This is a genomic window from Tetragenococcus solitarius NBRC 100494 (assembly GCF_001544195.1).
Classification (GTDB): Bacteria; Bacillota; Bacilli; order Lactobacillales; family Enterococcaceae; genus Tetragenococcus; species Tetragenococcus solitarius.
Window position 1 is genome coordinate 79,971 of sequence record NZ_BCPY01000004.1, and the last position, 25,165, is coordinate 105,135.

The 25,165-nt window shown below is 35.5% G+C and carries 19 protein-coding genes and 1 pseudogene; 8 read left to right on the top strand and 12 right to left on the bottom strand.

The window, feature by feature from the left end; all coding sequences use genetic code 11:
* Positions 1–37 precede the first annotated feature (37 nt).
* The 3 genes from manA to TS1_RS02545 form a co-directional block, all read right to left on the bottom strand.
* Positions 38–991, bottom strand: coding sequence for a mannose-6-phosphate isomerase, class I (manA, locus tag TS1_RS02535; protein ID WP_068707502.1), 954 nt, complete (start codon positions 989–991; stop codon positions 38–40).
* Between the two features lie 33 nt (positions 992–1,024).
* A complete protein-coding gene (locus TS1_RS02540; protein ID WP_068707504.1) occupies positions 1,025–2,026 on the bottom strand; it encodes a serine hydrolase domain-containing protein in 1,002 nt (333 codons plus the stop codon).
* Between the two features lie 101 nt (positions 2,027–2,127).
* Positions 2,128–2,928, bottom strand: coding sequence for a VOC family protein (locus TS1_RS02545; RefSeq protein WP_068707506.1), 801 nt, complete (start codon positions 2,926–2,928; stop codon positions 2,128–2,130).
* 171 nt (positions 2,929–3,099) lie between these two features.
* Between TS1_RS02545 and TS1_RS02550 the strand changes: the two are divergent.
* The 3 genes and pseudogenes from TS1_RS02550 to TS1_RS02560 all read left to right on the top strand — a co-directional run.
* Positions 3,100–3,531 (top strand): annotated as a pseudogene (locus TS1_RS02550) (HIT family protein); the annotation flags it as partial.
* A 1-nt stretch (position 3,532) separates the two neighbouring features.
* The gene (locus TS1_RS02555) at positions 3,533–3,925 is read left to right on the top strand and encodes a YtxH domain-containing protein (protein ID WP_068707511.1); all 393 of its coding nucleotides are present in this window, start codon (positions 3,533–3,535) and stop codon (positions 3,923–3,925) included.
* Positions 3,926–4,050: 125 nt separating this feature from the next.
* Positions 4,051–5,034, top strand: a complete 984-nt coding sequence (locus TS1_RS02560; protein WP_068707513.1) for a peptidylprolyl isomerase — start codon at positions 4,051–4,053, stop codon at positions 5,032–5,034.
* 72 nt (positions 5,035–5,106) lie between these two features.
* Here the strand turns inward: TS1_RS02560 and TS1_RS02565 are convergent, their stop codons facing one another.
* Genes TS1_RS02565 through TS1_RS02575 form a run of 3 tightly spaced genes read right to left on the bottom strand, consistent with a single transcriptional unit; the run spans position 5,107 to position 9,950 of the window.
* A complete protein-coding gene (locus tag TS1_RS02565) occupies positions 5,107–6,054 on the bottom strand; it encodes a 3'-5' exoribonuclease YhaM family protein (RefSeq protein ID WP_068707515.1) in 948 nt (315 codons plus the stop codon).
* Positions 6,055–6,106: 52 nt separating this feature from the next.
* Entirely contained in the window at positions 6,107–8,764 is a 2,658-nt protein-coding gene (locus TS1_RS02570; RefSeq protein WP_068707517.1) for an ATP-binding protein, read from the bottom strand.
* Entirely contained in the window at positions 8,745–9,950 is a 1,206-nt protein-coding gene (locus TS1_RS02575; RefSeq protein WP_068707519.1) for a metallophosphoesterase family protein, read from the bottom strand. Before TS1_RS02575 ends, TS1_RS02570 begins: the two co-directional genes overlap by 20 nt.
* Positions 9,951–10,355: 405 nt before the next feature.
* Here TS1_RS02575 and TS1_RS02580 point away from each other — a divergent pair, with 405 nt between their 5' ends.
* Positions 10,356–10,907, top strand: coding sequence for a hypothetical protein (locus TS1_RS02580; protein ID WP_068707521.1), 552 nt, complete (start codon positions 10,356–10,358; stop codon positions 10,905–10,907).
* Between the two features lie 291 nt (positions 10,908–11,198).
* On the opposite strand, the gene TS1_RS02585 is transcribed toward TS1_RS02580, so the two are convergent.
* Both TS1_RS02585 and TS1_RS02590 read right to left on the bottom strand, forming a co-directional pair.
* Entirely contained in the window at positions 11,199–11,540 is a 342-nt protein-coding gene (locus TS1_RS02585; RefSeq protein WP_068707523.1) for a YlbF family regulator, read from the bottom strand.
* Positions 11,541–11,599: 59 nt separating this feature from the next.
* Complete coding sequence (locus TS1_RS02590; protein ID WP_068707525.1) at positions 11,600–13,762, bottom strand: PBP1A family penicillin-binding protein; 2,163 nt, start codon at positions 13,760–13,762, stop codon at positions 11,600–11,602.
* 178 nt (positions 13,763–13,940) lie between these two features.
* On the opposite strand from TS1_RS02590, the gene TS1_RS02595 reads away from it, so the two are divergent.
* Positions 13,941–14,795 (top strand): RluA family pseudouridine synthase, encoded by an 855-nt coding sequence (locus tag TS1_RS02595; RefSeq protein WP_068707527.1) that lies wholly within the window; start codon positions 13,941–13,943, stop codon positions 14,793–14,795.
* Positions 14,796–14,802: 7 nt separating this feature from the next.
* Here the strand turns inward: TS1_RS02595 and TS1_RS02600 are convergent, their stop codons facing one another.
* Positions 14,803–15,522 carry a pseudouridine synthase gene (locus tag TS1_RS02600; protein ID WP_068707529.1) on the bottom strand — a complete coding sequence of 240 codons (720 nt, stop codon included), beginning with the start codon at positions 15,520–15,522 and terminating at the stop codon, positions 14,803–14,805.
* A 65-nt stretch (positions 15,523–15,587) separates the two neighbouring features.
* Positions 15,588–17,234, bottom strand: coding sequence for a putative polysaccharide biosynthesis protein (locus TS1_RS02605; protein WP_068707531.1), 1,647 nt, complete (start codon positions 17,232–17,234; stop codon positions 15,588–15,590).
* Between the two features lie 178 nt (positions 17,235–17,412).
* Between TS1_RS02605 and murE the strand changes: the two genes are divergently transcribed.
* The 3 genes from murE to TS1_RS02620 all read left to right on the top strand — a co-directional run bounded on the left by murE (position 17,413) and on the right by TS1_RS02620 (position 19,805).
* The gene (gene murE / locus TS1_RS02610) at positions 17,413–18,912 is read left to right on the top strand and encodes a UDP-N-acetylmuramyl-tripeptide synthetase (RefSeq protein WP_068707533.1); all 1,500 of its coding nucleotides are present in this window, start codon (positions 17,413–17,415) and stop codon (positions 18,910–18,912) included.
* A 105-nt stretch (positions 18,913–19,017) separates the two neighbouring features.
* Complete coding sequence (locus TS1_RS02615) at positions 19,018–19,236, top strand: hypothetical protein (protein ID WP_068707535.1); 219 nt, start codon at positions 19,018–19,020, stop codon at positions 19,234–19,236.
* Positions 19,237–19,388: 152 nt separating this feature from the next.
* Entirely contained in the window at positions 19,389–19,805 is a 417-nt protein-coding gene (locus TS1_RS02620) for an Ohr family peroxiredoxin (RefSeq protein ID WP_068707537.1), read from the top strand.
* 215 nt (positions 19,806–20,020) lie between these two features.
* On the opposite strand, the gene leuS is transcribed toward TS1_RS02620, so the two are convergent.
* On the bottom strand, positions 20,021–22,438 hold the full coding sequence (gene leuS, locus TS1_RS02625; protein ID WP_245610094.1) for a leucine--tRNA ligase: 2,418 nt from the start codon (positions 22,436–22,438) through the stop codon (positions 20,021–20,023).
* Between the two features lie 364 nt (positions 22,439–22,802).
* A complete protein-coding gene (locus tag TS1_RS02635) occupies positions 22,803–25,073 on the bottom strand; it encodes a LysM peptidoglycan-binding domain-containing protein (RefSeq protein ID WP_068707543.1) in 2,271 nt (756 codons plus the stop codon).
* Positions 25,074–25,165: the final 92 nt, after the last annotated feature.

A 25,165-nucleotide genomic window follows, 5' to 3' on the forward strand; every position in this document is an offset into this window, starting at 1 on the left:
CAGCGTAACAGAGCTGGATTTTTGCATTATTTATCATTTAAACGTTTTTTCCTGGTTCTGAAGCGATTAGAGTTGCTTCGCCTTGAACTTCCCAGCTTTCAATATCGTTAGGTAAAATAAAACTTGTTCCCATGGTCAATTCATAAGTTTTACCTTCAACAATCAATCGACCAAAACCATCTGTAACGGTTGCTAAAGTGTAAGGCGCTTGTTTTTTTAATTTCAAAATACCGTGAACTTGCCACTCATATACATTGAAGAACTCAGTTTCTAGGTAGGTAATTACCGAGGATTCTCCTTGTCTCTTTTCTAAAATATTTAACGACTCTTTTCGAGCTGGCACAGTAGTTACATCTATCGATTGATCAATATGCAACTCTCTTGCATTCCCTTTTTTATCTGTACGATCATAATCGTATACTCGATAAGTAGTATCTGAACTTTGTTGTGTTTCTAAAATCATGATGCCTTCTCCAATGCCATGGATCGTTCCACTTGGCACATAGAAGAAATCTCCCTTTTTTACAGTAACCCTATTAAATAATTCGTCCCAACGTTCTTCTCTAATCATTTGGGCTAGTTCTTCACGTGATTTCGCATTATGACCATAAATAATCTGTGCTCCTGGTTTAGCATCAATAATATACCAACATTCGGTTTTCCCAAATTCACCTTCATGTTTTAAAGCATAAGAATCATCTGGATGTACTTGTACAGATAAATCATCTGCAGCATCTAAAATTTTAACCAATAGTGGAAAAACGTCTCCTTGTTGGTTGCCAAATAATTCCTGATGTTCTTGCCAAAGCTGGTCTAGCTTTTGCCCTTTAAAAGGACCGTTTTTGATCGTACTAACGCCATGAGGATGAGCACTAATTGCCCAATCTTCTCCGACTCTTTCACTAGGGAGTTCAAAGCCGAATATAGTGTTTAATGAATTTCCGCCCCAAATTTTTTCCTGAAATACAGGTTCCATAAATAATGGTTCCATGAATACACCTCATTTTCATTAATTTCTACTCAATTATAACATACCAGATGAAGCTTTTTCTTTTAGATAACAGCAAACTAATTCATCCCGATAGCTAATGTAAGTCGTTTTATGGTCTTCTGGATGAATACGATTGGACAAAAAAATAAATGCTTGCTGGTTTAATGGATCAATTGCTAAAAAAGTTCCCGTATAGCCGGTGTGAAATAAAACCTTATTTTTGTCTTTTAGATCCCAGCCCAAACTTCTATTTCCATTTTTCAATGGTGTTTGATCCTGTAATAAACAATTAATTGTCTTTGGACTTAAAAAGTCCGTTTGGTTTAAATAAAGTTGTACAAAGTGTTCAAGGTCATCCACTGTAGTAAATAATCCAGCGTTTCCAGCATGCTCATGTAAGATACGTGCTTTAGGATCGTGGGTTTGTCCTTTTAAAATTTGTCCAGTTGCTAATTTTTGTGTGGGTACGATTTTATTCCTTTGTATTGGGGGAAAGAAGCTATTCGTCATGTTCAACGGGAGAAATACTTCTTTTTTAAATATAGTAGTCACATCTTCTTGAAAAATTTCTTCCAGCATAAAACCTAACAAAATCATTCCGCTGTCAGTATACTTGACTTTTTTTCCTAATTGATTTCCTGCTTGTACCGATAAATACGCCTGTTTTAACTCCTCTTTCGTTAGCTGATCGCGCTGCTTTATCCATGTCGTAATATCAGCCGTATGGGTTAATAAATGACGCAAGGTCACTCGGCTATCTTGAAATTGAGGCAGATACTTTTGTAAGCTGTCTTCCAAACAAATCACTTGTTTTTCTAATAAGCGTAGTACAACAGTAGTTGTACACACCACTTTCGTTAAAGAAGCAACATCAAATAAATGTTCTTTAGTCATTACTTCTTTTTGTGGAAGAACCGTTGCATTTCCCAGTACTCCTGTACATCTTTCCTTATGACTAATAAAACGATAGACAGCTCCAGAAAAGATACCGTTTTGTCTTCCCTCATAAATTTTTTTCTGTGTTTTTGAATACATTTTTTCTCCTTGCTATCTGTTATCAATTAACTCTCTAAACATTTCCTATAGAAACAAAGAAAAGAGACTAAAAAACACGCGTAAAAAACGCGCGCCAGTGGTTATTTTTTACGAACAAACCACCATTCAAGACCAGCAGGGTCATAGACAGTAAGTATCGTTTTTTTCTTATCAACATAATAATCTTGTTGCTGTTCAATAAATTGTTTTTCTATCGCAGCGATTACTTCCTCCGTTACAACAAAGCGAATAATTTCTAGTCCTAACACCTCAGAACCTTCTATACCAGCCACTGTGCTATCTGTTTGATTTACAATAACATTGAAATCTGAATCTTTCCCACTTTCTTCTTTACCTAGGTGAAAGTCTAAGACACTTTGTAAAAATTCTTCTTCCTTTTTTGGTTCATTAACATTCAGTTGGACCTCTTGCAATGAAATCTTTGGCGACAAAGTTACAAATTTTCCGGTAGCCAAGGCTAAAAGCTGCTCATCATTTTTCACTGCTTGGTTATCATTACTTGCGACGATTTCTAAACGATTCCCTTCTGGATCATCTACTAGTACCCGTACTTTTTTTTCATAGTTAGTAGCTACGATAGGATAGTTCGCTTGTTTGAATCGGTGGTATACATCACCTAATTCCTCTAAGTTGGAAATTTCTAGAGTGAATTGATTAAGCTTTTTAACTTCTCCAAAATGTTCTTTAGCCCGAGGACTTTCTTCTAACCATAGGTATTGTGTCTCATCTTCTTTTACACCCATAATCGCTAATGTGTTTTCTTCTCTTTTTAAAGTAAAACCAATAATATCTTTATAAAAATCAATCATTTTATCCCGATCTTTTACTCGTATAGCTATGGTAACCTGTTCTGCAGTATCCGTTAAAGTAAGAACTGACATCTTTTTATTTCCCCCTCGCTTCTTCTCAAACTATTGTACTGATAAATCCGTTTTCTTTCAACCAATAACATATAAATATGTTTTTTTCCTAGAACTAGAAGCAAAATGTATCAATTGATGTTATCCCTAAAAAAATATGGTAAAGTAAGGATAAGATAAAAAAGGAGGACACGTACTATGGACGAATGTATTTTTTGTAAAATCAAAGATCAAGAGATCCCTAGCTATAAAGTGTACGAAGACGACAAAATTTATGCATTTTTAGATATGTCACAAGTAACGAAGGGACATACCTTACTTATTCCTAAAAAGCACGTTAGCGATATTTTTGAATATGATGAACAATTAGCAGCTGACGTATTCACACGTCTTCCTAAAATTGCTCGTGCTTTACAAACAGCTTTTCCAGAAATTCAAGGGATAAATATTTTAAATAATAATAGAGAAATTGCTTATCAGTCCGTCTTTCATTCTCATGTACATCTGATTCCTCGTTACGGAAAAGATGACGACTTTTCAATCCATTTTGGTGATCACTCACAACAATGTAGCCCAGAAGAAATGACAAAAATTTCTCAGACCATTAAAGCGCAGGTGAAATAATATGATAAAAAACTTTTTTAAAGGACTTCTTTTTGGAGCTTGTGCAGGCAGCGTAGGAGGCTTGCTTTGGGCACCTAGAAGCGGTAAACAAACACAACAATTAGTAAAAGAATATTTGGATGAAGTCAGCGATTCCCTTGATGAAGCAACTGATTCAGCTAAAGAATTACAGCAAAGTGTCAAAAATTTTGGCAAAGAAATGAGCCATACCCAAAAAACGATTCAAGAAACAATTCCTTCAGTAATGGCCTCATTGCAAAAAGATATTGAAGCATTCAAATTCCAAGCAGAACCACGTATAGACCGGGTTAACGAACAAGCACAAGAACTACAAACCCATATTGCTGACTTTACTGAAGAAGTTGCTGAAAACTCTACACAAAAATCCTCTTAAAAAATTGTGTGGATTGTTTGAATTTTATTGGAAAGTTTCTAGCAAAGCTTTCCAATACCAAATGAACTGTGATATAGTAAATCCTGTTAATATTTAAACTATAAATAACAGGAGTGCGTGTGTTTATGAAAAAGAAAAAATGGTTTTTATCTCTAGCTTGTTTGCTAGGTGTGGTAAGTTTAGCAGCTTGCTCTGGAAATTCAGATAAAGATGACGAGATTGCAACAATGAAAGGCGACAAAATTACCGTAAGCGATTTTTACGATAAAGCAAAGACCGATCAAAACAGCCAACAAATTGTATTAGACATGATTATATCGCAAGTTTTTATGGACAAATACGGTGATAAAGTTTCAGACGACGAAGTCGACAAACAAATCAAAGATACCTTTGGTGATGAGGATACCTTAAAGCAGCAACTAAAAGCTTCGCAAATGAGCCGAAAAGAATTAGAAGAAACTTATAAACAAAGTTTGGCTGTACAAGAAGGACTAAAAGCTCATGTTAATTTGTCTGATAATGACTTAAAAGAAGCTTGGGACTCCTACCACCCACAAGTAGAAGCGCAAATTATTGCCGTTTCTTCAGAAGATGATGCAAAAAAAGTGAAAAAAGAAGTGGACAAAGATGATGCTGATTTCGGTAAAATTGCTAAAGACGAATCTATCGCTCCTTCTAAAGATGACAACGGAAAAGTGAAATTTGATTCTACAACTTCTGCCGAAGAAGTTCCTGATGAAGTAAAAGAAAAAGCTTGGGACATGAAAGATGGCGATATCTCTGATCCAATTGAAGTTAACTCCGATTATGGAACTGGTTATTATATCTTGAAAATGAATAAAAACCAAGATAAAGGCAATGATATGGACAAATATAAAGATAAAATCGAAAAAATTGCTACTGATAACAAGATAAATGACCAAGAATTTACGACAAAAGTTATCGGCCAAGAGTTACAAGATGCTAATGTAAAAATTAAAGATGAAGCTTTCAGTGATATTTTAAGTCAATTTACTGATGCAGCTGATGACAAACAAAACAATAGCTCTACTGATGCCACAGATAAAGAATCAACGGACACAACTAAAACTGAAGAATCTAGCGATTAATTTTCCACAAAGAATACCGCAGAAAGCATACAATAAAGCTTCTTGCGGTATTTTCTTATGATAGAATACAATTTATTCAACATTTTTAGGAACGTAAAAGCTTCGATTTTCTAACCCAAAGATTCGTTCAGTATATTCACCTGCTTCTGTTTTAGAGATAGCGTTTGTCAGCATCTGCATAGAAGCATCCATATTGTCAATTTGATGTAAAATTTCTGCCTCCATTAAACGCGGTCTTACCGGTGAGCCATAATCCAATTGACCGTGGTGAGCTAACACCATATGACGTAATATGACAATATCTTCTGTATGCTCATCAATTTTTAAAGCTAAACAAGCCTTAGTAATCTCTTCATCTACTAAAACTAAATGTCCTACCAAATTTCCTACCACTGTATATTCAGTTGCCATAGCACCGCTTAACTCAATCACTTTGCCTAAATCATGCAAGATAATCCCAGCGTAAAGCAAAGAAACATTTAATTGAGGATATTCTTGTACCAGGCTTTTACCTAGGTGTAACATTGTCGTGGTGTGATAGGCTAAACCACTAGCAAACGCATGGTGATTTTTCTTTGCAGCAGGATACTCAAAAAACTCTTTTTTATATTTATTTAATAAAAAGCGAACAATTCGGTTCCAATGAGGATTGGTAATTTCAAATAATGTCTGATTTATATCTTCTTCCATAGCTTCTTTTTTGACTGGAGCACGCTCCATAAATAAGCTAGGATCATTGGGCTCTTCAGGATTAGTCAGCCGCAGTTTATAAATTTTCATCTGGGGATTTCCTTGGTAAATCTCTCTTTTCCCTGTAAGATGAACGACTCGGCCCACTTCGAAACGTTGGATTTCCTCATTTGAAGCATCCCAAAATTTTCCATCGATAGAACCTGAAGTATCTTGAAATGTAAAAGCAATAAACTTTTTGCCGTTTTTTGCAACTCGAACATCTGCATTTTTTATTAAGACAAATCCTTGAAATTCTTCGTCTACAACTAACTCGCGAATTTTTTTCATTGTATTTATCGATTGCCTGTTTTTGCAAGCAACGCTTTTTCACATCCTTTACTTAAAATTTAATAACATTTTGCTCTAACTCTTGGTAATAGCTTACCATTTCTTTATCAGATGACAAACAAATGATTTGATAACTTTTGCTAAATTCACAAAGTAGCTTAGCCAAATTTGCTTTCCTCGTACTATCATAATGGAGCCATCCATCATCGATAATTACCGGTGAAATACTGCGTTCTTTTTGCATAAAAAGGTAAGCAAATCGCACAGCCATAATCAATTGGTCTTTTGTTCCAGTCGATAATTCATAAATCGCAAAACTTTCTTGCTTTGAAGCAGCATTTATAACTCCATCTACTAACATTACTTTTTGATAGCGACCATTTGTTAATAAAGAAAAATAATAAGAAGCTTGCTTAAATAATTGAGGTAGCTGTTGTTCAGATAGTTCAGATGCCAAGTCGCTCAAAAAAGCCGCTAATAATTGATTCGTACTCCACTTCAATGCTGTTTCATAAATCTCTGATAATCTCCGATTTTCTTCTTGATAGAGCCTATCTAAGGTACCATTTTTTTGTAAGTATTCAACTTGCAATTGTAAACGTTGTTTTTCTTCAAGTAACTGATTATTTAGCTCTTGAATTTCTTTTTGTCTTGCTTGGTTGCTTTTTAAAGATTCCATCAATTGCTCATAAGTAATATCTTTTGGAAAAATAGGAAGTAAAATAGCAGCTAATTCTTCTTTTCTCTCCAATTTTTTTTGCCTATCTTCCCATTGTTTTATCCATAATGGAATTTCATTTGGTTGTTCTAACCCAACTTTTCCTAACAAAGCAGCGTAATCGGTAAATAATTGATCTCGTTCTTCTTTATTTTGCTTTAACTGCTGCGCAAGTAATGTACTTGGCTGTTGCAAACGTGTCATTTTTGTTTCTTGCATTTGAGAAGCAAACTTTTTTACAATTTCTTGTTTTTCTTGTAGTTGTTTGTTAGCTAGTGGCAGCCACTCTTCTAAAAAATGAAATCGAGACTCTAGGTCATTTCTTTGCTGCTTTATCTTTACTAATTGTTTTTGTAAATAAGCGTTATTTGACACTGTCTGTTCATACTTTTTTTGATCCTCTTGATAAGCTTGAATTAAACTACGCCAGCTTTGGTCCTCCTTTTTATGACCTAAAGTCGCTTGTAACTTAGTACTATACCTTTGTTCTTGCTGACGTAACTCTTTTAAAATATTTTCTTCATTAAAAATTTCTTCTGAATAAGAATCTAACTGCAGTAACTTTTCTTGCCATGTTGGTTTCACCTTTGTAGAAGGATTTTTCTTTTGATAACTTTTTAATAAGCCTATACCTATACCAGCCATACCTACAATAAAAGCGATTAGGTTCAATGGTTTTGACAAAAATACCCCTGCAGTAAAACAAATAAGACCACTTACCAAAATAAAAAAAGGAAGATTTTGTTTTTTGGGAGAAGGATTTAGTAAATCGGGGTATTTTTTTTCCAGTTGATCTATCTCTTTTTCAATCAGTTGTTTTCTTTCTTCTAACCACTGAATTTGCAGCTCTTTTTGCTTTATTTGTTCATATAATTGTTCAACCTTAACAACCGAAGAATCAACAGAAGCTTCTAAATGCGGAGGCATTTGTTCCGTCCATCCCCATTTTTGATTCAAGGTAAAAAACACTTGTTCATCCTCTTGATTTTCTTGTAAAAGGCCTTGCTCTTTATCAAGCAATCGCATAATAGGAATGTCTAGTTTCAATAAATCTTGAATTTCTTTTTCATGGTCTAAATAAAAAAAGTAACGATCTGTTTCTTGACCATGTTCAAGTTGAGCTAACTCTTCTTCTTTTTTTTGTATTTTTTCCGTAAGAGCTTGATAGTCATGATAGAAACGTCGAAGTTCTTTTTGCTCCTTTTCTTCTACTTGACTTTTTTTCATCTTACGTAAAACTTGCCACTCTTCGTATAGTGACCAATGAGATTTTTGTTGATTCAAGGTTTTCTCTTCTGCTTGTAACTCGTTTCGCTCATCAGTTAATTTTTGTAATTCTTGCTCAAAACGAGCCTTTTTTTGATAGGCTTTTTGGACATTTTCTTCTTCTGCTTCTTGTTGCTGAATTGTTTTTCTTAACGCTTGCCAATCTTTTAACTGTTGGTTTAAAACAAGTTTTTTGGCGCGTGGTTTAAACAAATGCTGATTTTCTTTCTGATAAGTTTGTATCTTTTCCATTAATTGCTGACTTCCTGTAATCCCTAAAGAAACCAAAGACGCTTGTAATTCTTTTTCTTGTAAACGATCAATTTGAGAAAGCTGTTCTTGTTGAAAGGTAAAGACATCTTGAAAAATCTCTTTATTTAATGGTGCTAAAATACTAGATAAAACTTTTTCATCTTTTGGTTTTCCCTCAATAAACAGCTTGGCTTTTCCCCGGTTAATCTTTCGATAACGTTCAATTAATATTTCTCCATAAGGTTCAACTCTTAGCCAGAGACGACCACCATAAGCAGCCCCATCCCTTGGAGTATAATCCTTCTTTTTGTTACTCCGTTTGGGAAATCCAAAAAGCATAGCTAAAATAAATTGATACAAGGTTGACTTTCCTACTTCATTATTTCCATAATAAAGCTGGTTACCAGATAAAAACTCAAACGTTTGATTACGGTAGTGTCCAAAGCCTGTAATTTCAGCTTTCTTTAATTCCATCTAGCTTCCTCCAACTAATTTCACTCTTTAACTGTCGTTGCATATTAAACAATGATTCTTCTTGTAATTGTTCTAATGAAATTGCCTGTCTGACTAAAGGATGTGTTGCAAGTTCACTGATTGTTTCGTTAAATATGTCTTTTTCATGATATATAGCTAAGAGATGGTCCAGTAGCTCTTTATCCGCCGGAACATCGATTTTCTCCGTATTCGTGTCTTCATCCACTTCAATTTGATAAACTAATTGCTGAAAATGATGAGTTATTAAATATTCGTTAATATATTCGATTAGTTCGTACAATTCGCTGTCTTGCAGCCAATTTTTTGGTAAAAGTTTCGTATCGTTTAGGCTAAGTTTAACCAATGCTTTTTCTGAGTTTTGGAAAGTACTAGTTATCTCTTCTAACACAGATTTTTGCTGCTGTATCCCTTTTAAAGAAATTTTTTGTTTTTTCCATGTAATAGCTGAAACATCTTTAGTTTGCCAGGTAGTTCCTCCATTGTCTATGGTCACAAGATTAATCCCTGTTACCTCTTCTTTTTGAGTATGACCCTGAGGAGTTCCTGCATATAAAATGGCATCTTCTTCAGAAAGAACCGTAGGTGCATGGATGTGGCCCAGCGCCCAATAATCATAATTTTTATTTTTCATATTTTTTAATTGAAAAGGTGCAAAATGCTCGCTCATCATATCGCCATGGTATATCCCAATATGATATTTTTCTTGCTTTATAGGAAAGTTATTCACCATTTCTTGGCTAATATACGGATGTAGGTAACTAAAACCACTAATTGCATAAATCTCCCCGCTTTGTGTACGTCCGGTAAAAGTCTGAACTTTTTCTTCTTTAAATAAGTGTACATTTGTTGGAAAATCAAACCAATAACGTTCCTTTTCATAATAATCGTGATTACCAAAGATCATATATACTGGTATATTTCGTTCATTAAGACGTTCCATCTGTTGAAAAAATTGTTGCTGCGTTTTTAAAGTAGGTTTATTTTGATGAAAAGTATCTCCCGCAAAGAGTACAAAATCAACAGATTCGGCAATCGCAAATGTTACAATGTTACTCAACACTTGAGCGTTTTCCCTAGGTAATTCCTTGCTTTTTTCTGCAATCAGATGCAGACCCTCAAATGGACGATCGAAATGCAAATCCGCACAATGAATAAAATGTAACACAGTAACGACTCTCCTTTTTGTTTTTTATTTTAGCATTTTTTTGGGAAGAAGTCAGCCAAAAGCGAACAAATTTTCGCCTTTTTAGCTTGCTATATGATCTTCTAAAGAATCGTTAAAAAGAAACTTTCATTTTTATAACTGAGTCTAGTTTATTTTGCTTCTTTTATTGATCTTTATTTTACTATTTTTGTATATTCTAACTGTTATAAGACAAAAAGATTCTAACAAAGTTGCTCAATTTTTAATTTCTTTTATTAAATAAACAAGGAAAAAATTGACACGTCATCGATAAGTGAGTAAAAAAATAAATAAGGAGTCGTTTTTTTTATTTAAATATGCTAAAATTTACCTAGGCAATCCTGCGGTATTACCAAAGGCATTAGTAAAATAAAGGAGACTTACAATATGACAGAGGAAACAGGGAAGACATTAACACAATTAGCCAATGAGCTAAATGTATCACGAGATAAAATTATCTATCGCTACAAAAAATTACCGGAAGAAGATTATTTCAAGGAAAATAATACAATCTATTTACTGAACACTGGAATACAAAAAATTATTGATGATTTAGGAGATGATATCAAAGAAAATAAAGAAGACACTGAGGAGTCACAAGTAAATCCTTCTTTTGATTACCTAGTCGAACAACTAAACAAAAAGGACGAGCAAATTGATCAGTTGCATAAATTAGTCGATCAACAGCAACAATTAAATGCTGAAGACAAAAAATTGATCAAAGAAATGCATCAATACCTATCACTTGAAGCACCTAAAGAAGAAAACTCTTCAGAAGAAGATTTAGACAAAAAACTACAACAAAAAGACGAACAATTGGCCCAACTAAAGGAACAATTACAACAAACAGAAGCCCTTCATCAAGAAAAAGAAGCATTGGAAACTGAACTAGCTTCTTTAAAACAAAAAAATAAAAAATGGTATCAATTTTGGAAATAATAAAGTGTCTAAATCAGATACAGCCTTTATTACCATCCATCAACCGAGCGTTTTTATACTTGTCACATAACACATAAGTATTGAAATATAGAATTTCAGAAAAAATAGTTTATTTTTATCTGAGTAATACCTAGGCAAAATAAAGGGGCAGTTCCTTTAAAAATAAAATAACCGAACTATAAGAGAGATTGTTCCTGCGGTTACTCGTCGAAAATTCACGACAATTAGGAAATATCATCAAATATAGTTCGGGTATTTTGTCTTGTCTTTACTTGTCACAGCCCCTTATTACTAACCTTCATATAATTCTCTTAAAGGTGTCATAATAATTCGGTTTAGGTCATTAATTGTTGTACTAAAAACTTGTTCTTTTTGCATTAGGTCATTAATTAAAGGCTCTTGTTGAACTTGCTGTGCCATTTCTTGTGCTTTTTGTGCATCATCGTCTGTCATATCTTCGCCTTGTGACATTTTTTGTTGTAATTCTTGTTGAAATGATTGAAAGTCTTTAAATAAACGATAAGCTTCTTCATTTTCTTTCAAGTTATCAAAAGAGGCACTTAACTCTTGAAATGGTTCTAATTCTCGAATTTCTCGTTCTAATTGGTTCGCTGTATCATAAATATTTGCCATAAAAAATATCCTCACCTTTTCTTTGTTTGTTTTATTGTAACATGTTCAACTTTGAATGGCTAATTGTTGTTATTAAAGCGTTCTTTAAACCCTCGAATTAATTCTTTTCCGCCTTCTTTTACACGTTCACCAAATTCGTTCATTCCTTTTTTAGCATTATCAGTAAATTGATCAACGTCTTGTTTCCAATCGTCGTTTCCTTCCTCTGAAGAGCCTTCCTCTTCTTCTGATGAAGCTGTCACTTTTCCTCCCGTCGCATAAGCGTCCGCGACTTCAAATGGCGTATTATTACTATAAGGCAGCATCTTTTCTGCCTGTGCTTTAAAAACTTGGCCAACAACATCTCCACTGGTACCACTAAAGTTATGTTCTTCATCGGTTTTTTCAAATCCTAACCAAGTAGATATCACAGTATCCGGCGTGTAACCGATGATCCATTGGTCATTATTTTGATCTGGATCATAATCTGTTTCTGTAGTACCTGTTTTTCCAGCTACTGTATAACCATAAGGGTTAGCATTTGCAGCTGTTCCATTCGAAAATGTTCCCAAGAGCATACTGTTCATCTCATTAGATGTTTCTTTTGAAATAATCTTTTCACCACTAGGTTTTGTGTTATCCACAATCACTGCTCCATTGGCGTCAACAATCTTTGTGATCAAATGAGGCGGATATAAAGTTCCCCCATTAGCAAAAGTTGCATAAGCACCGGCCATTTTCATTGGCGAAGTTCCATATTCTAATCCGCCTAGGGCCAACCCATAATACTTATCAGAACTCGTTAAATCAATGCCGAATTCTTTTGTCTTGTTATAGCCTTTATTTAAACCAAATTCATGTAGCAGCCAAACAGCTGGCAAGTTCAAACTTCGAGCTACCGCTTGGTACATTGGAACTTCTCCTTGGTACTCGCCGTCGAAATTTTTCGCATCATAGTAATCTTGCGGTTCATCTTTTAATACACTATCTGGCATATAACCTGCTTCAAGCGCAGGCGTATAAACGCTTAATGGCTTGATCGTTGAACCAGGTGAACGTTTCATATCGGTAGCAAAATTAAATCCTCTAAATGTATGCTCGCCACGTCGCCCAACCATCGCTTGTATGCCTCCAGTATTAGGGTCCACTGCAACCGAAGCTGACTGAACCATCGTACCATCCTGGGCATCAGCTGGAAAATTACCATTATTATCATATACTTCTTGCATACCATTTTGAAAATTCGTATCAAGTGCAGTATAAATTTTATATCCACGATTCATTAAATCATCCGCTTTAATATCATACTTGTCTTCCGCTTCTTCAATAACCGCATCAAAATAATAAGGATATTGGTAACCGTCACCTTCTTGTTGATAGGTATCATGAACTAAGTCACTCATAGCGACTTGTTCTTCTTGTTTAGCTTGTTCCTCGGAAATCTTATTATTATCTACCATCAACTGTAAGATTGTATCGCGACGATTCGTGGCGTTCTCAGGATTATCAATAGGATTATACAAAGAAGGACCTTTTAACATACCGGCGATCGTTGCTGATTCTCCCAATGTTAAATCAGCAGCATCCACACCAAAGTATTTTTGTGCTGCATCTTGTACTCCCCACACGCCGTTACCAAAGTAAGAATTATTTAAATACATCGACATAATTTCGTCTTTACTATAATTTTTTTCGATTTCAATCGCTAAAAATAACTCTTTGGCTTTACGGTTAAAGGTTTGATCCAACGATAAATAAGCGTTTTTAGCCAATTGTTGGGTAATTGTGCTTCCTCCACCACCAGAGGTATTTCTTCTTATAATCATTCGTAATCCTGCTCGAGCGATCCCTTTAAGATCGAATCCATGGTGTTGATAAAAATTACGATCTTCAGTCGAAACAACCGCATCCACAATATAAGGAGACATATCTTTGACTTCGATATAAGTGCCTTTTTGTGAAGAAACACTTCCTGCTTCATTTTCCTGTTTATCGTAAATGACCGTTTCTTCTTGCAAACCTGCTTTTAATTCTTGAACTTTAGTCGTTTTAGCAATATAAAAAAGATAGATACTCATGACTAAGATAACAACTAACGCAAGTAATAATAAAATTTTGTTGACATGATATTTTTTCCAAATCCGCTTGCGCCAGTGATGAAACTGTACAAGGTATGGTTTCAGCCATGTCCAAAACGACGATAAATATTCTTTTATCGCACTGAAAAAGCGCTGAAAGTCCATTACTTTTCCCTCCTGGTGATAAGTGTAGCATAATTTTATTTTTCTCAAATACTGCTTGAGTTGTATTTTTCACTTATAAATCTTATATATTTTATCATTTATCTTACAGAATTGGCTTACTTTTTTATTAAAAAAGCATTAAACATGATACAATAACGAAATGAAAGGAAGCAAAATAATGGAATATTCAATCGTTTTACCCCATTCACAAAAAAAGATGACCCTCCGTGAATTATTAGAAAATGAGTGGCTCATCCCGCGAAAAGTACGACATTTTTTACGTATTCGTAAAAACGTTTGGCGTAATCATCAACCAATAAAATTTCATGAGCTGGTGTATGCCAATGATATTATCACACTACGGATTGAGAAAGAAGATTACAGCTACCAAAAAGTAAAAGCTGGTTTTAAGGAGAAGCTCAACATCTTATACGAAGATGAACACTTAATTATTGTCAATAAAGCCGCTGGGATAAAAACACACCCTAATCAACCTGAAGAAACAGGCACCCTCTTAAATGATTTAACCGCTTATTTAGCTGAGAAGAATACTCAACCGTATGTCGTCCATCGTTTAGATAAAGAAACATCAGGTGCTATTTTGTTTGCCAAAAATCCGCTTGTACTCCCCATCTTAGGCAGACTCTTAGAAAAAAAGAAAATTTATCGATACTATCAAGCAATTGTTTGGGGAAAATTAACACAAAACTGTACCATCGATAAAAAAATTGGTCGTGATCGTCATGATCAACGTAAGCGAATCATAAACGAACACCGAGGGAAAACAGCGATTACCTATGTAAAAGTTCACCAAGCAAATGAACAAAACAGTAAGGTTTACTGCCGTCTTGCTACGGGTAGAACCCACCAAATACGAGTTCATTTGGCAAGTATAGGTCATCCAATTGTAGGCGATCCGCTATACCAAAACAAAAAAGAAAAGCGCTTGGCCTTACACGCTTATGAAATGCAATTACTTCATCCATTTACGCAAGAACAAATTACGGTCGTAGCTAATCCAGGCCTTTGGTAAAAGTATTTTATTTGCCTTCTAGTAATTTTACTTCTTCCTCGGTTAATTGACGGTAATCTCCAAGTTCTAAATGTTCGTCAAGGGCCAAAGCGCCCATGCGGATTCGTTTTAAATAAATCACTTCTTTGCCAAGTGCATAAACCATTCTTTTTACTTGATGGAATTTTCCTTCATGTAGCACTAACCGAACGATTGACTCATTCTTTTGTTCATCAATTTGATCGATGATAAGTTTTGCTGGCAAACAAATTTCTCCTTTATCAATCTTTAATCCTTTGGCGATATTTTCAATATCCACTGTTGTCATGATCCCCTGTACTCTAACTAGGTATTCTTTTTCCACATGCCTTTTAGGAGAAAGCAAACGATGAGAAAGTGCTCCATCGTTAGTAATAATGAGTAAACCCTCGGTATCTTTGTCTAGACGCCCAACCGGAAAAAGATCCGAGCGAAAGTCTTGGTCAGAAAAGAGGTCCAAGACTGTTGCCTCAAAATCATCTATCGTAGCGGTTATTACCTCTGCGGGTTTATTTAACATATAATAAAAATATTTTTGATAAACAATTTCTTCACCATCTAAAGTTACCTGATCTTTATGTTCATTAACTTGAAATTTGTCGGAAGCAATTACTTTTTCGTTAACGGTCACCCGTTTATTTTTTATCAATTGCTTCACTTCTTTTCTAGAACCAAAGTCCATATCTGCTAAATACTTGTCTAAACGCAATACCTTTTCTCTCCTCGCTTAAAAGAAAGCTCGAAAATCAAAAAGATTTTCGAACTCATCATTTTTTATTTTATTCGTAACTTTCTACGTAACAAAGCCATTTTTGAACCCAAAAGTTTATCAGCTAATCGTATTTTTAACGTCATATAGAGATAGACTAACGCACCAATGGCTGCGACAATAATAATCAGAACAAAAGATTGGATTTTGCGTTCTTGCGTAAATAGCATACCGAAAATTCCACGGGTAATAGCAGCAAAAGCCAGCATAACCATCGACAATAAAAAGATTAATACTATACGACGAAAAGTTAATCCCACATTAAACCTAGTTTCTTTGTGTAATTTACGTAAATTTAAATAACAAGTCACACCAAATCCAAGGATAGTAGAAATTACAGGTCCATAAGACTCTAGCATATAAATACTTAAAAACTGCGTCAAAAATTTGACAACTAGCCCGATAGCAAAGTAAAGAACAGCAGAAGAATTTTTATAAATCCCCTGTAACATGCTTGAAGTAAGCATAAACAACCCTAATAATAAACCGGAAAAGCTAACAGCTATCAAAAGACTAGCTCCTAGACGATTAGGTTGATAAAATAAAGTATTTAAAGGATAGGCTAGTAACATCATCCCAAATGTTGACGGAAACATAACAAAAGCGTATAACTGCAAATTGTTACTAACTAATCTCGCCAAACCTGGCTGATCTTTTTTGGCAAATGCCTCAGTAACTAAAGGTAACCCTACAGTTGCTAAAGAAGTCGCTAATGCAATCACAACCATAACTAATTTATCCGGGTTCCCACTAAACAAAGCAAATAAAGATTGCAACTGCTGATTCGAATATTCAGTAAAGCGTTCCATGACATTAATAAACGTATATTGATCCACTAATTTGTAAATCGTAATTCCTGAACCAACAATAATAAAAGGCACAGCTTCTCTAATTGTTTGCAACAACAATCTTGTGGTGTTTACTTTTACTCTGCCGGGGCTCATTTCTGCTAGAACATCCAACCTGCCCTTTTCCTTTTGATAGTAATAAAGCAGTACGGCAATACTAGCTAATGCTCCGATAAAAGCAGCAAACGTTGACTGTGTCACTGCCGACACATAGTCTCCACTACCTAAACGCATAATAACAAAGGTCGCAATTAATAAATAAAGGACTCGAGCGATTTGCTCAACTAATTGAGAGATGGCATAAGGCGCAACATTTTGCAGTCCTTGGAAATAGCCACGGATAACGCTCATTAATGGAATAACTAGAATGGCTACGCTTAATGAACGCATAGAAGGAATTAAGTCCACTCCGCCCCCAGCATTTTCTGCCAGTGCTGGAGCCGCAAAGTACATAATAACCGCAAAAAATGCTCCTAAACCTAGCATTAATTGCATAGCACGCATAAAAAGCTTCTGACTGGCTCGATATTCATTGATTGAATTATAATAAGCCACCTGTTTAGCAATCGCAGAAGGAAGTCCTGCAGTGGAAATCATTAAAAATAAGGCATAGATATTATAACTCATATTAAACAGGGCATTGGCTGGCAAGTAATCATCACCGAGCCAATAAATCCATGGCAAAAGATAAATGACACCTAAAAGGCGTGAACCAATATTACCAACTGTCATCCATGCAGAACCGCGAGCCATCTTGTCTTCATTTGTTAACTCTGGTGTTTCGGGGTCTTTATTATTCATCATGCTTATCTTCTCCAACTTTCTTCATACATAGTTCCTATTTTAATTCGAAACATCAGCAATCGCAAACTATTTTTACAAACGTTTGCTTTCATTAAAAAAATTTAGCAAAAATACCCGTTTTCTTTCTCCTATGCTATAATAGTTGAGAAGTTTTTACCAGAAAGCAAGGTGTATAATCATGTATTCAATGACTCTTAAACAACTCTGCCAACTTTTAGCAGATAAAGATTTATTAAAAGAACCTTTAAAAACAAACCAATTAAACGATTACGATTTTACCTATCTTTCATATGACTCTCGCGATTTAGCAGAAAACACCTTATTTTTTTGTAAAGGAAACAATTTTAAAAAAGCTTCTTTACAAGACGCCATAAATAAAGGCGTTGAGGTTTATGTCTCTGAGATAAAATATGATACGACAGCACAGGCTGTAATTGTTAGTGATATTCGAAAGACCATGGCAATAATTGCTCAAAGTTTTTATCATAATCCTCAAGATAAATTATATAAGATTGGCATTACTGGTACTAAAGGGAAAACTACTACAGCTTATTTTGTAAAAAAAATGTTAGATGATGCTTTTGACAAAAAAGTCGCATTATTTTCCTCAGAAGAAACAACTTTGGATGGTACGACTTTTTTCCCATCTAAATTGACTACTCCTGAAGCGCTTGATATATATCGACAAATGGCTATAGCTTGTCAAAATGGACTGACCCACTTAGTAATGGAAGTATCCTCGCAAGCTTATAAAACCCAACGCGTTTATAACCTTACTTTTGAAACAGGAGTCTTTTTAAATATTAGTCCTGATCACATTAGTCCTATTGAACATCCGACATTTGAAGATTATTTTAATTGTAAAAGACAACTATTATTAAATAGTAAACAAATGGTCATTAACTACGAAAGTGATCAATTTTCTATCTTAGAAAAAACGTGCCAGGATCATCAGATTCCTTTATACACTTATGGGCATAAAAATGGTACTTACCGCATAATAGACAAAACCAAGGAGCGTTCATTTCAATTAACAGCAGCAAATAAGGATACATTAAATATGAACGGCACTTACCGTCTATCTTTATTTGGACAATTCAACCACGAAAATGCTGCAGCGGCAATTTTAGTTTGCGGATTAGCCAATGCAACAAAAGAAACTTGTCAAGAAAGTTTGCCATTGACTCAAATTCCTGGACGTATGAATTTGTTAGAAAAAACAAATGGTGCTTACATTTTTGTCGATTATGCGCATAACTATCTTAGTATCCATTCCATCGGTCAATTTGCCCATGAATTACGGCCAAATGGACGAACGATTATCGTCACAGGCAGTGCAGGCGGCAAGGCTATTTCACGCAGGCCCGATATTGGCAAAGCATTGTCAGAATGCGCAGACATAGCTATCTTAACGAGTGATGATCCAGATTTTGAAGATCCCGCCGATATTGCTGCAGAAATAAAAGCAGCGATCACAAACCCTAAGGTCGAAATTCAGTCAGCGCTTGACCGGACTTCAGCTGTGACCTCAGCTTTTAACCAAGCACAAGCAAATGATACAGTTATTATTGCTGGCAAAGGGATTGAAAAAATGATGAAATACAAAGGAAAAGAGCTACCGTACGAAGGAGATTTTCACATTGTTAAACGTTTGATTAATGAAGAAGAAAAAAAATAATTATTTCAATTTCATTACATTTTATTTTCTTTTACTAAGGTCCTTATTTTTATTCTTTTTTTCTTGTATAATCGAAGTAACAATAATTTGAAGGAGCATCTTCCCATGAGCACTAAACGTAAAAAACAACTACTTCTCATCGGCACCGCTATCGTCTTTTTCTTTATCATTATTTTTGGTTGGAGACTTTTTTCAGCCATCATTGCTCAAGGAACGACCGAGAATTATACGCGTTCTGCTATGCCTTATGGCTTTGTATTGGTATGGCTTTTCCCGATTGTCGCCACCTCTACTTTATTTCTGGGTTTAGCGCGCGCAAAATAATAGTAAAAAAACTGGTTTAGTCTTCAACAGACATTTTAAACCAGTTTTTTTATTTATTATTTTATCATAGTATAAGCACTTTATTTCTCTTCTTTTGTTTTTTATACTATAGTGAAGTTGTAAGAAAAAAAACACAAAAGGAGTGTCGATTCATGAGTAACAAAATGTCTGTTTCAACAGTAATTAATGAAGGCGGACGTGAAGGTGTCAGCAAATCCTTAAATGGTGATTTTGAAGTAAAGACAACTGGAACAAATAAAAAAGGCTATACAAACCCAGAAGAATTATTTGCTGCTGGTATTTCTGCTTGCTTCAATGGTGCAATCCAATTTCCACTAGAACGTGATGGCTTGGGCGATCGTGATCGCACAATCCGTGCAGAAGTAGCTTTATATGGAGATCTGCCAGATGATCACACAACACTTCACTTAGAAATCAAATTGATCGGAAAAATTGACGGTGTTTCCAAAGAAGATACTTTAAAATATATGAAAGAAACAGATGGCATCTGCCCTTACTCAAAAGCCGTACATGGCAATATTGATATCGATTATGAAGCCGAAGAATAAAAATAAAAAAGAAGCTAGAACATTCTAGCTTCTTTTTTATTTTACCTATTTTTCTTGTTTAGCCTGTTCATCAATTTTTTCTTCACCAATAAAAATCAAACTATCCCCTTTTACTACTACCTCCAAGATCATTCATTCCATTACAGTTAAAAACAGTAATGGCTTTTAAAAACGCAAGTATCCAACATATAGTTGAATCTTGCGTTTTTATTGTATTAATTCGCTACAATATTAACAATTTTATTAGGCACAACAATGACTTTGCGAATCGTTTTACCAGTCAAATGTTCTTGTATTGATGAATTATTTTTAGCTATTTCTTCCAATTCTTCTTTAGTTGCTTGAGCAGAAGCTTGTACCTTTGCTCTTACTTTCCCATTTATTTGTAAAACAACTTCTACTTGCTCTTCAACTAAAGCAGATTCATCATAAGTTGGCCAAGCAACGTAGGAAATTCCACCTTCATGGCCCAAAATAGACCAAAGTTCCTCGCCCAAGTGAGGAGCAACAGGAGCTAATAGTTGAACAAAGCCTTCAATATATTCATAATAAAGCGAGTCCACTTTGTTTGCTTCATTGACAAATACCATTAACTGAGAAATTCCAGTATTAAAGCGCAAGTTCTCAAAGTCTTCGGTTACTTTTTTAACCGTTTGATTATAAACTTTTGTTAATGAACCATCGTTTATTGTCGTAATACGATCACGCATTTTTCCGTCTTCATCAACACATAAGCGCCATACTCGATCTAAGAACTTCCGGCTTCCTTCCAGACCATTTTCACTCCAGGCAACAGAAGCATCTAAAGGTCCCATAAACATTTCATAAAGGCGCAGCGTATCAGCTCCATATCGTTCAACAACATCGTCAGGATTAACAACATTCCCCCGAGATTTTGACATTTTTTCATTATTTGTTCCTAAGATCATTCCCTGATTATACAACTTTTGGAAAGGCTCTTTTGTCGGAACAACTCCCAGGTCATATAAGAACTTATGCCAGAAACGAGCATATAATAAATGCAATACTGCGTGCTCAGCTCCTCCGATGTAAACATCCACTGGCATCCATTCTTTTAAATGGTCGTAATCTGCTAATGCTCCCTTATTATGTGGATCAATAAAGCGTAAGAAATACCAAGAGCTTCCAGCCCATTGCGGCATCGTATTTGTTTCTCGATAACCTTTTTTTCCGGTCGCAGGATCTGTTACATTGACCCAATCGGCGATATTAGCTAAAGGGGACTCACCCGTTCCGCTTGGTTTAATATCCGTTGTTTTAGGTAATTCCAAAGGTAATTCTTCTTCTGACAAAGCAGAAACTGTTCCATCTTCCCAATGAATAATCGGGATAGGCTCGCCCCAATAACGTTGTCTAGAAAATAGCCAATCACGCAAACGATAGCTAACTTGCTTTTGCCCTACGCCTTCTTTTTCTAGCCAAGTAACCATTTTGTCTATAGCTTCTTCTTTGTATAGACCATCTAAAAAGCCAGAATTAATATGTGCGCCATCTTCTGTAAAGGCCTCTTTTTCAATATCTCCACCTTCTAATACAGGGACAATCTCTAAATGAAATTTCTTCGCAAATTCATAGTCACGTTCATCATGTGCTGGTACAGACATAATAGCACCAGTTCCGTAAGAAGATAGCACATAATCTGCAATCCAGATAGGGATTTCTTTACCATTTACTGGGTTAATAGCATAAGCGCCTGTAAAGACTCCTGTTTTTTCTTTTGCTAAGTCCGTCCGGCTTAATTCAGATTTTTTTGCTGCTGTAGCAACGTACTGTTCTACTTCTTCTTTTTGTTCTGGTTGGGTAATTTTTTGAACAAGTTCTAATTCCGGAGCAAAAACGGCATAGGTTGCGCCAAAAAGTGTGTCTGGTCTTGTGGTAAATACAGTAAATGTATCACCTGTTTCTTTTACTGTAAATTCTACATTTGCTCCAACAGAACGGCCGATCCAATTTCGTTGCATTTCTTTAATGCTTTCAGGCCAATCTAGCTCTTCTAAATCATCTAATAGTCGATCCGCGTACTCTGTAATCTTCAGCATCCATTGCCGCATTGGTTTACGTACAACATCATATCCGCCACGTTCACTTTTGCCGTCAATAACTTCTTCGTTTGCAATTACTGTCCCAAGCTCTGGTACCCAGTTTACAGGTACTTCAGCTTCATAAGCTAGTCCTTTTTCATACAACTTAGTAAAAATCCATTGGGTCCATTTATAATAATTAGGATCCGTTGTATTAATTTCTCGCGACCAATCATAACTAAAACCTAATGAATTGATTTGTTTGCGAAATACTTCAATATTCTTTTTGGTAAATTCTGCCGGGTCATTTCCGGTGTCTAGCGCATACTGTTCAGCAGGTAGTCCAAAAGCGTCCCAGCCCATTGGATGTAATACATTATGCCCCTGGCTACGTTTCATGCGTGCCAAAATATCAGTAGCTGTATAACCTTCTGGATGACCTACATGCAAGCCCTGCCCTGATGGATAAGGAAACATATCCAGTAAGTAAGTATTTGGTTTTTGTTCATCTTCTGTGGTAACAAAAGTATTATTTTTTTTCCAATAAGTTTGCCATTTTTTTTCAATTGCTTTGTGGTCATAAGTTTTCACAAATTTTCTCCTCCTTATATAATAAAAAAAGCCCATAAGAAACTAAATAGCTCCTTATAGGACGCAATAAGCGTGGTACCACCTATTTTTACTGAAAATAATTCAGCCTCAAACGTTTTAACGACCGTCGCCGAATACATGTCTTCTATGTTGACTAAGGTAAGTTCAAAAGCGTCCTTGTACATTCTCACCATCCATGCACTCTCTTAAAAAGGAAAAACTTTCTACTACTCCCTAGCAAGTTTGGTTCATATGTTAATAGATTGTGTATATCGTATCAAAAAAGTAGAACGAATTCAATTCATCATTGAATAATTTAAGTAAACAAACATGCCTTACTGACATGTTTGCTTACTTAAAAATGCTAACTTACTTTCAAAGTTTGGCCTATATAAATTGTATCTGAGGTTAGATGGTTAATTGATTTCAAACGACTGATTGAAATCCCATTTTTTTGTGAGATCATCCATAAACTATCTCCGATTTTCACTTTATGCGTAGAACCATTTGACGAATTGCTATTGGAATTACTGGAGCTATTTGAACTACCGCCCTTTTTCACTGTCAATTTCTGACCTGGGTAAACAAAGTCATTTTTAATATTATTCCAGCTGCGCAATTGGTTCATTGTGATTCCATGTTTATTTGCAATTAACCATACTGAATCCCCGGATTTTACCGTATAACTAGTTGAACCACTAGTAGAGGAACTTCCATTATTACCTGAATTATTGCTAGAGTTTCCCGTATTACTTGAACCACTGCCTTTTTTCACCGTTAATTTTTGGCCTGGATAGACAAAGTCATTTTTAATATTGTTCCAACTGCGCAATTGATTCATCGTAATTCCATGTTTATTCGCAATTAACCACACTGAATCCCCGGATTTTACCGTGTAGCTGCCTTTTGCAGATGAGCTGCTGTTGGAATTACTGGAGCTATTTGAACTACTGCCTTTTTTCACTGTTAGTTTTTGGTCTGGATAGACAAAGTCGTTTTTAATATTATTCCAGCTGCGCAATTGATTCATTGTGATTCCATGTTTATTTGCAATTAACCACACTGAATCCCCGGATTTTACCGTGTAGCTGCCTTTTGCAGATGAGCTGCTGTTGGAATTGCTAGTACTGTTTGTATTACCGCCCTTTTTCACTGTCAATTTCTGACCTGGATAGACAAAATCGTTTTTAATATTATTCCAGCTGCGCAATTGATTCATTGTGATTCCATGTTTATTTGCAATTAACCACACTGAATCCCCGGACCTTACCGTATAACTAGTTGAACCACTAGTAGAGGAACTTCCATTATTACCTGAATTATTGCTAGAGTTTCCCGTATTACTTGAACCACTGCCTTTTTTCACCGTTAATTTTTGGTCTGGATAGACAAAGTCATTTTTGATGTTATTCCAGCTACGTAGTTGGTTCATTGTGATTCCATGTTTATTTGCAATTAACCACACTGAATCCCCGGATTTTACCGTATAAGTACCAGAGCTATTGCTAGAAGGATTTCCACTGCTAGAGGAATTCCCATTGTTAGACGAATTCCCGCTATTGCCGGAGTTTCCGCTACCACCTGTACCTGTATCAATAATTCCACCAGAATTACCTGTATCAAAACGAGTCAAATTATAATTTTCAATGATCCCATTTAAAACAGTATTGTAGTTTGGCGCAGTCGCATAAAGACCGGTTAAAGCAGCTGTAGCATCTTTGTATGAGTTTGTATTACTCTTCCAAGCGCCGCTATATAAACTCGTACTTAATAAAGCAGCATTGTCTTGAAATGAAGCAGTATAAGATGGATACTTACGAAAATCTGCTTTAATTGTAATGTATCTGCCGTTGACAAATTCTTGGGTAGGCATCTTGACAGATTGTCCATTATAACTTCCTTTAATTCCAAATAAATTATAATTAGGTGCTTGTGATAAAGTGCTTGACCCCCAACCACTTTCGACAATCGCTTGGGCAATCATCACTGAAGCATATAAATTATTTGATGAAGCAACCGGTTTGGCATGCCCCGCAAGCTCTTCAATAAAAGCAGAAGGTTCTTTTGCAAGAGCTGAAAAAGTCGAAGGTGCAGGACCGTCATCTCCTGGAAGTTGTTCTGCTGCTTCTTGTAACAATTCTTCATCTTCTTTATTTTCTTCTGGCTCTTCAGCCTCTTGAGTTGGTTCTTCAACAGTTTCTTTTTCAGGCGTTTCTTCTTCTGTCTGTTGTTCTGCCTGCGGTTGTTGCACTGCTTCGTCACCTGTTATCGAAGGCTGTTGCGAATCTTGTGGTAGTTGTTCTTGCTGTTCTTCTGTTACTCGTGATTGCTCTACACCAGTTCCAGTTGTGTTACTGCCTGACATATCACCAGTTTCAGGATTTACTTCTTCATTTTCAGGGCTTTGTGTTTGGCTTTGTACATCATCTGCGCCACTATCTGAATCATAAGGCGCTACTACATTATTGCTGTCGACTTCGTCAGCATATACATTATGTAACGGTGTTAATACTCCAACCATAGAACAAGCTGTAACAGTCGTACCAAGCACTGCTGCACCTTTTTTCATATTTCCATATAAAGTCAAACGCTGCTGAATTTTTCTGCGTTCTTTTCGTGACAAAGACGATTTCATTTACACTCCTCCAAACTTTCACATTTACTATAATTATACATGTAAGAAATTTCGTAAGCAAAGCAAAAAACGAATGTAATATATTTTTAATC

Bases quoted from the DNA above. Each gene is read 5' to 3' on its own strand.
- manA (WP_068707502.1), bottom strand. From the start codon at position 991: ATGGAACCATTATTTATGGAACCTGTATTTCAGGAAAAAATTTGGGGC.
- TS1_RS02540 (WP_068707504.1), bottom strand. From the start codon at position 2,026: ATGTATTCAAAAACACAGAAAAAAATTTATGAGGGAAGACAAAACGGT.
- TS1_RS02545 (WP_068707506.1), bottom strand. From the start codon at position 2,928: ATGTCAGTTCTTACTTTAACGGATACTGCAGAACAGGTTACCATAGCT.
- TS1_RS02555 (WP_068707511.1), top strand. From the start codon at position 3,533: ATGATAAAAAACTTTTTTAAAGGACTTCTTTTTGGAGCTTGTGCAGGC.
- TS1_RS02560 (WP_068707513.1), top strand. From the start codon at position 4,051: ATGAAAAAGAAAAAATGGTTTTTATCTCTAGCTTGTTTGCTAGGTGTG.
- TS1_RS02565 (WP_068707515.1), bottom strand. From the start codon at position 6,054: ATGAAAAAAATTCGCGAGTTAGTTGTAGACGAAGAATTTCAAGGATTT.
- TS1_RS02570 (WP_068707517.1), bottom strand. From the start codon at position 8,764: ATGGAATTAAAGAAAGCTGAAATTACAGGCTTTGGACACTACCGTAAT.
- TS1_RS02580 (WP_068707521.1), top strand. From the start codon at position 10,356: ATGACAGAGGAAACAGGGAAGACATTAACACAATTAGCCAATGAGCTA.
- TS1_RS02585 (WP_068707523.1), bottom strand. From the start codon at position 11,540: ATGGCAAATATTTATGATACAGCGAACCAATTAGAACGAGAAATTCGA.
- TS1_RS02590 (WP_068707525.1), bottom strand. From the start codon at position 13,762: ATGGACTTTCAGCGCTTTTTCAGTGCGATAAAAGAATATTTATCGTCG.
- TS1_RS02595 (WP_068707527.1), top strand. From the start codon at position 13,941: ATGGAATATTCAATCGTTTTACCCCATTCACAAAAAAAGATGACCCTC.
- TS1_RS02605 (WP_068707531.1), bottom strand. From the start codon at position 17,234: ATGATGAATAATAAAGACCCCGAAACACCAGAGTTAACAAATGAAGAC.
- murE (WP_068707533.1), top strand. From the start codon at position 17,413: ATGTATTCAATGACTCTTAAACAACTCTGCCAACTTTTAGCAGATAAA.
- TS1_RS02615 (WP_068707535.1), top strand. From the start codon at position 19,018: ATGAGCACTAAACGTAAAAAACAACTACTTCTCATCGGCACCGCTATC.
- TS1_RS02620 (WP_068707537.1), top strand. From the start codon at position 19,389: ATGAGTAACAAAATGTCTGTTTCAACAGTAATTAATGAAGGCGGACGT.
- TS1_RS02635 (WP_068707543.1), bottom strand. From the start codon at position 25,073: ATGAAATCGTCTTTGTCACGAAAAGAACGCAGAAAAATTCAGCAGCGT.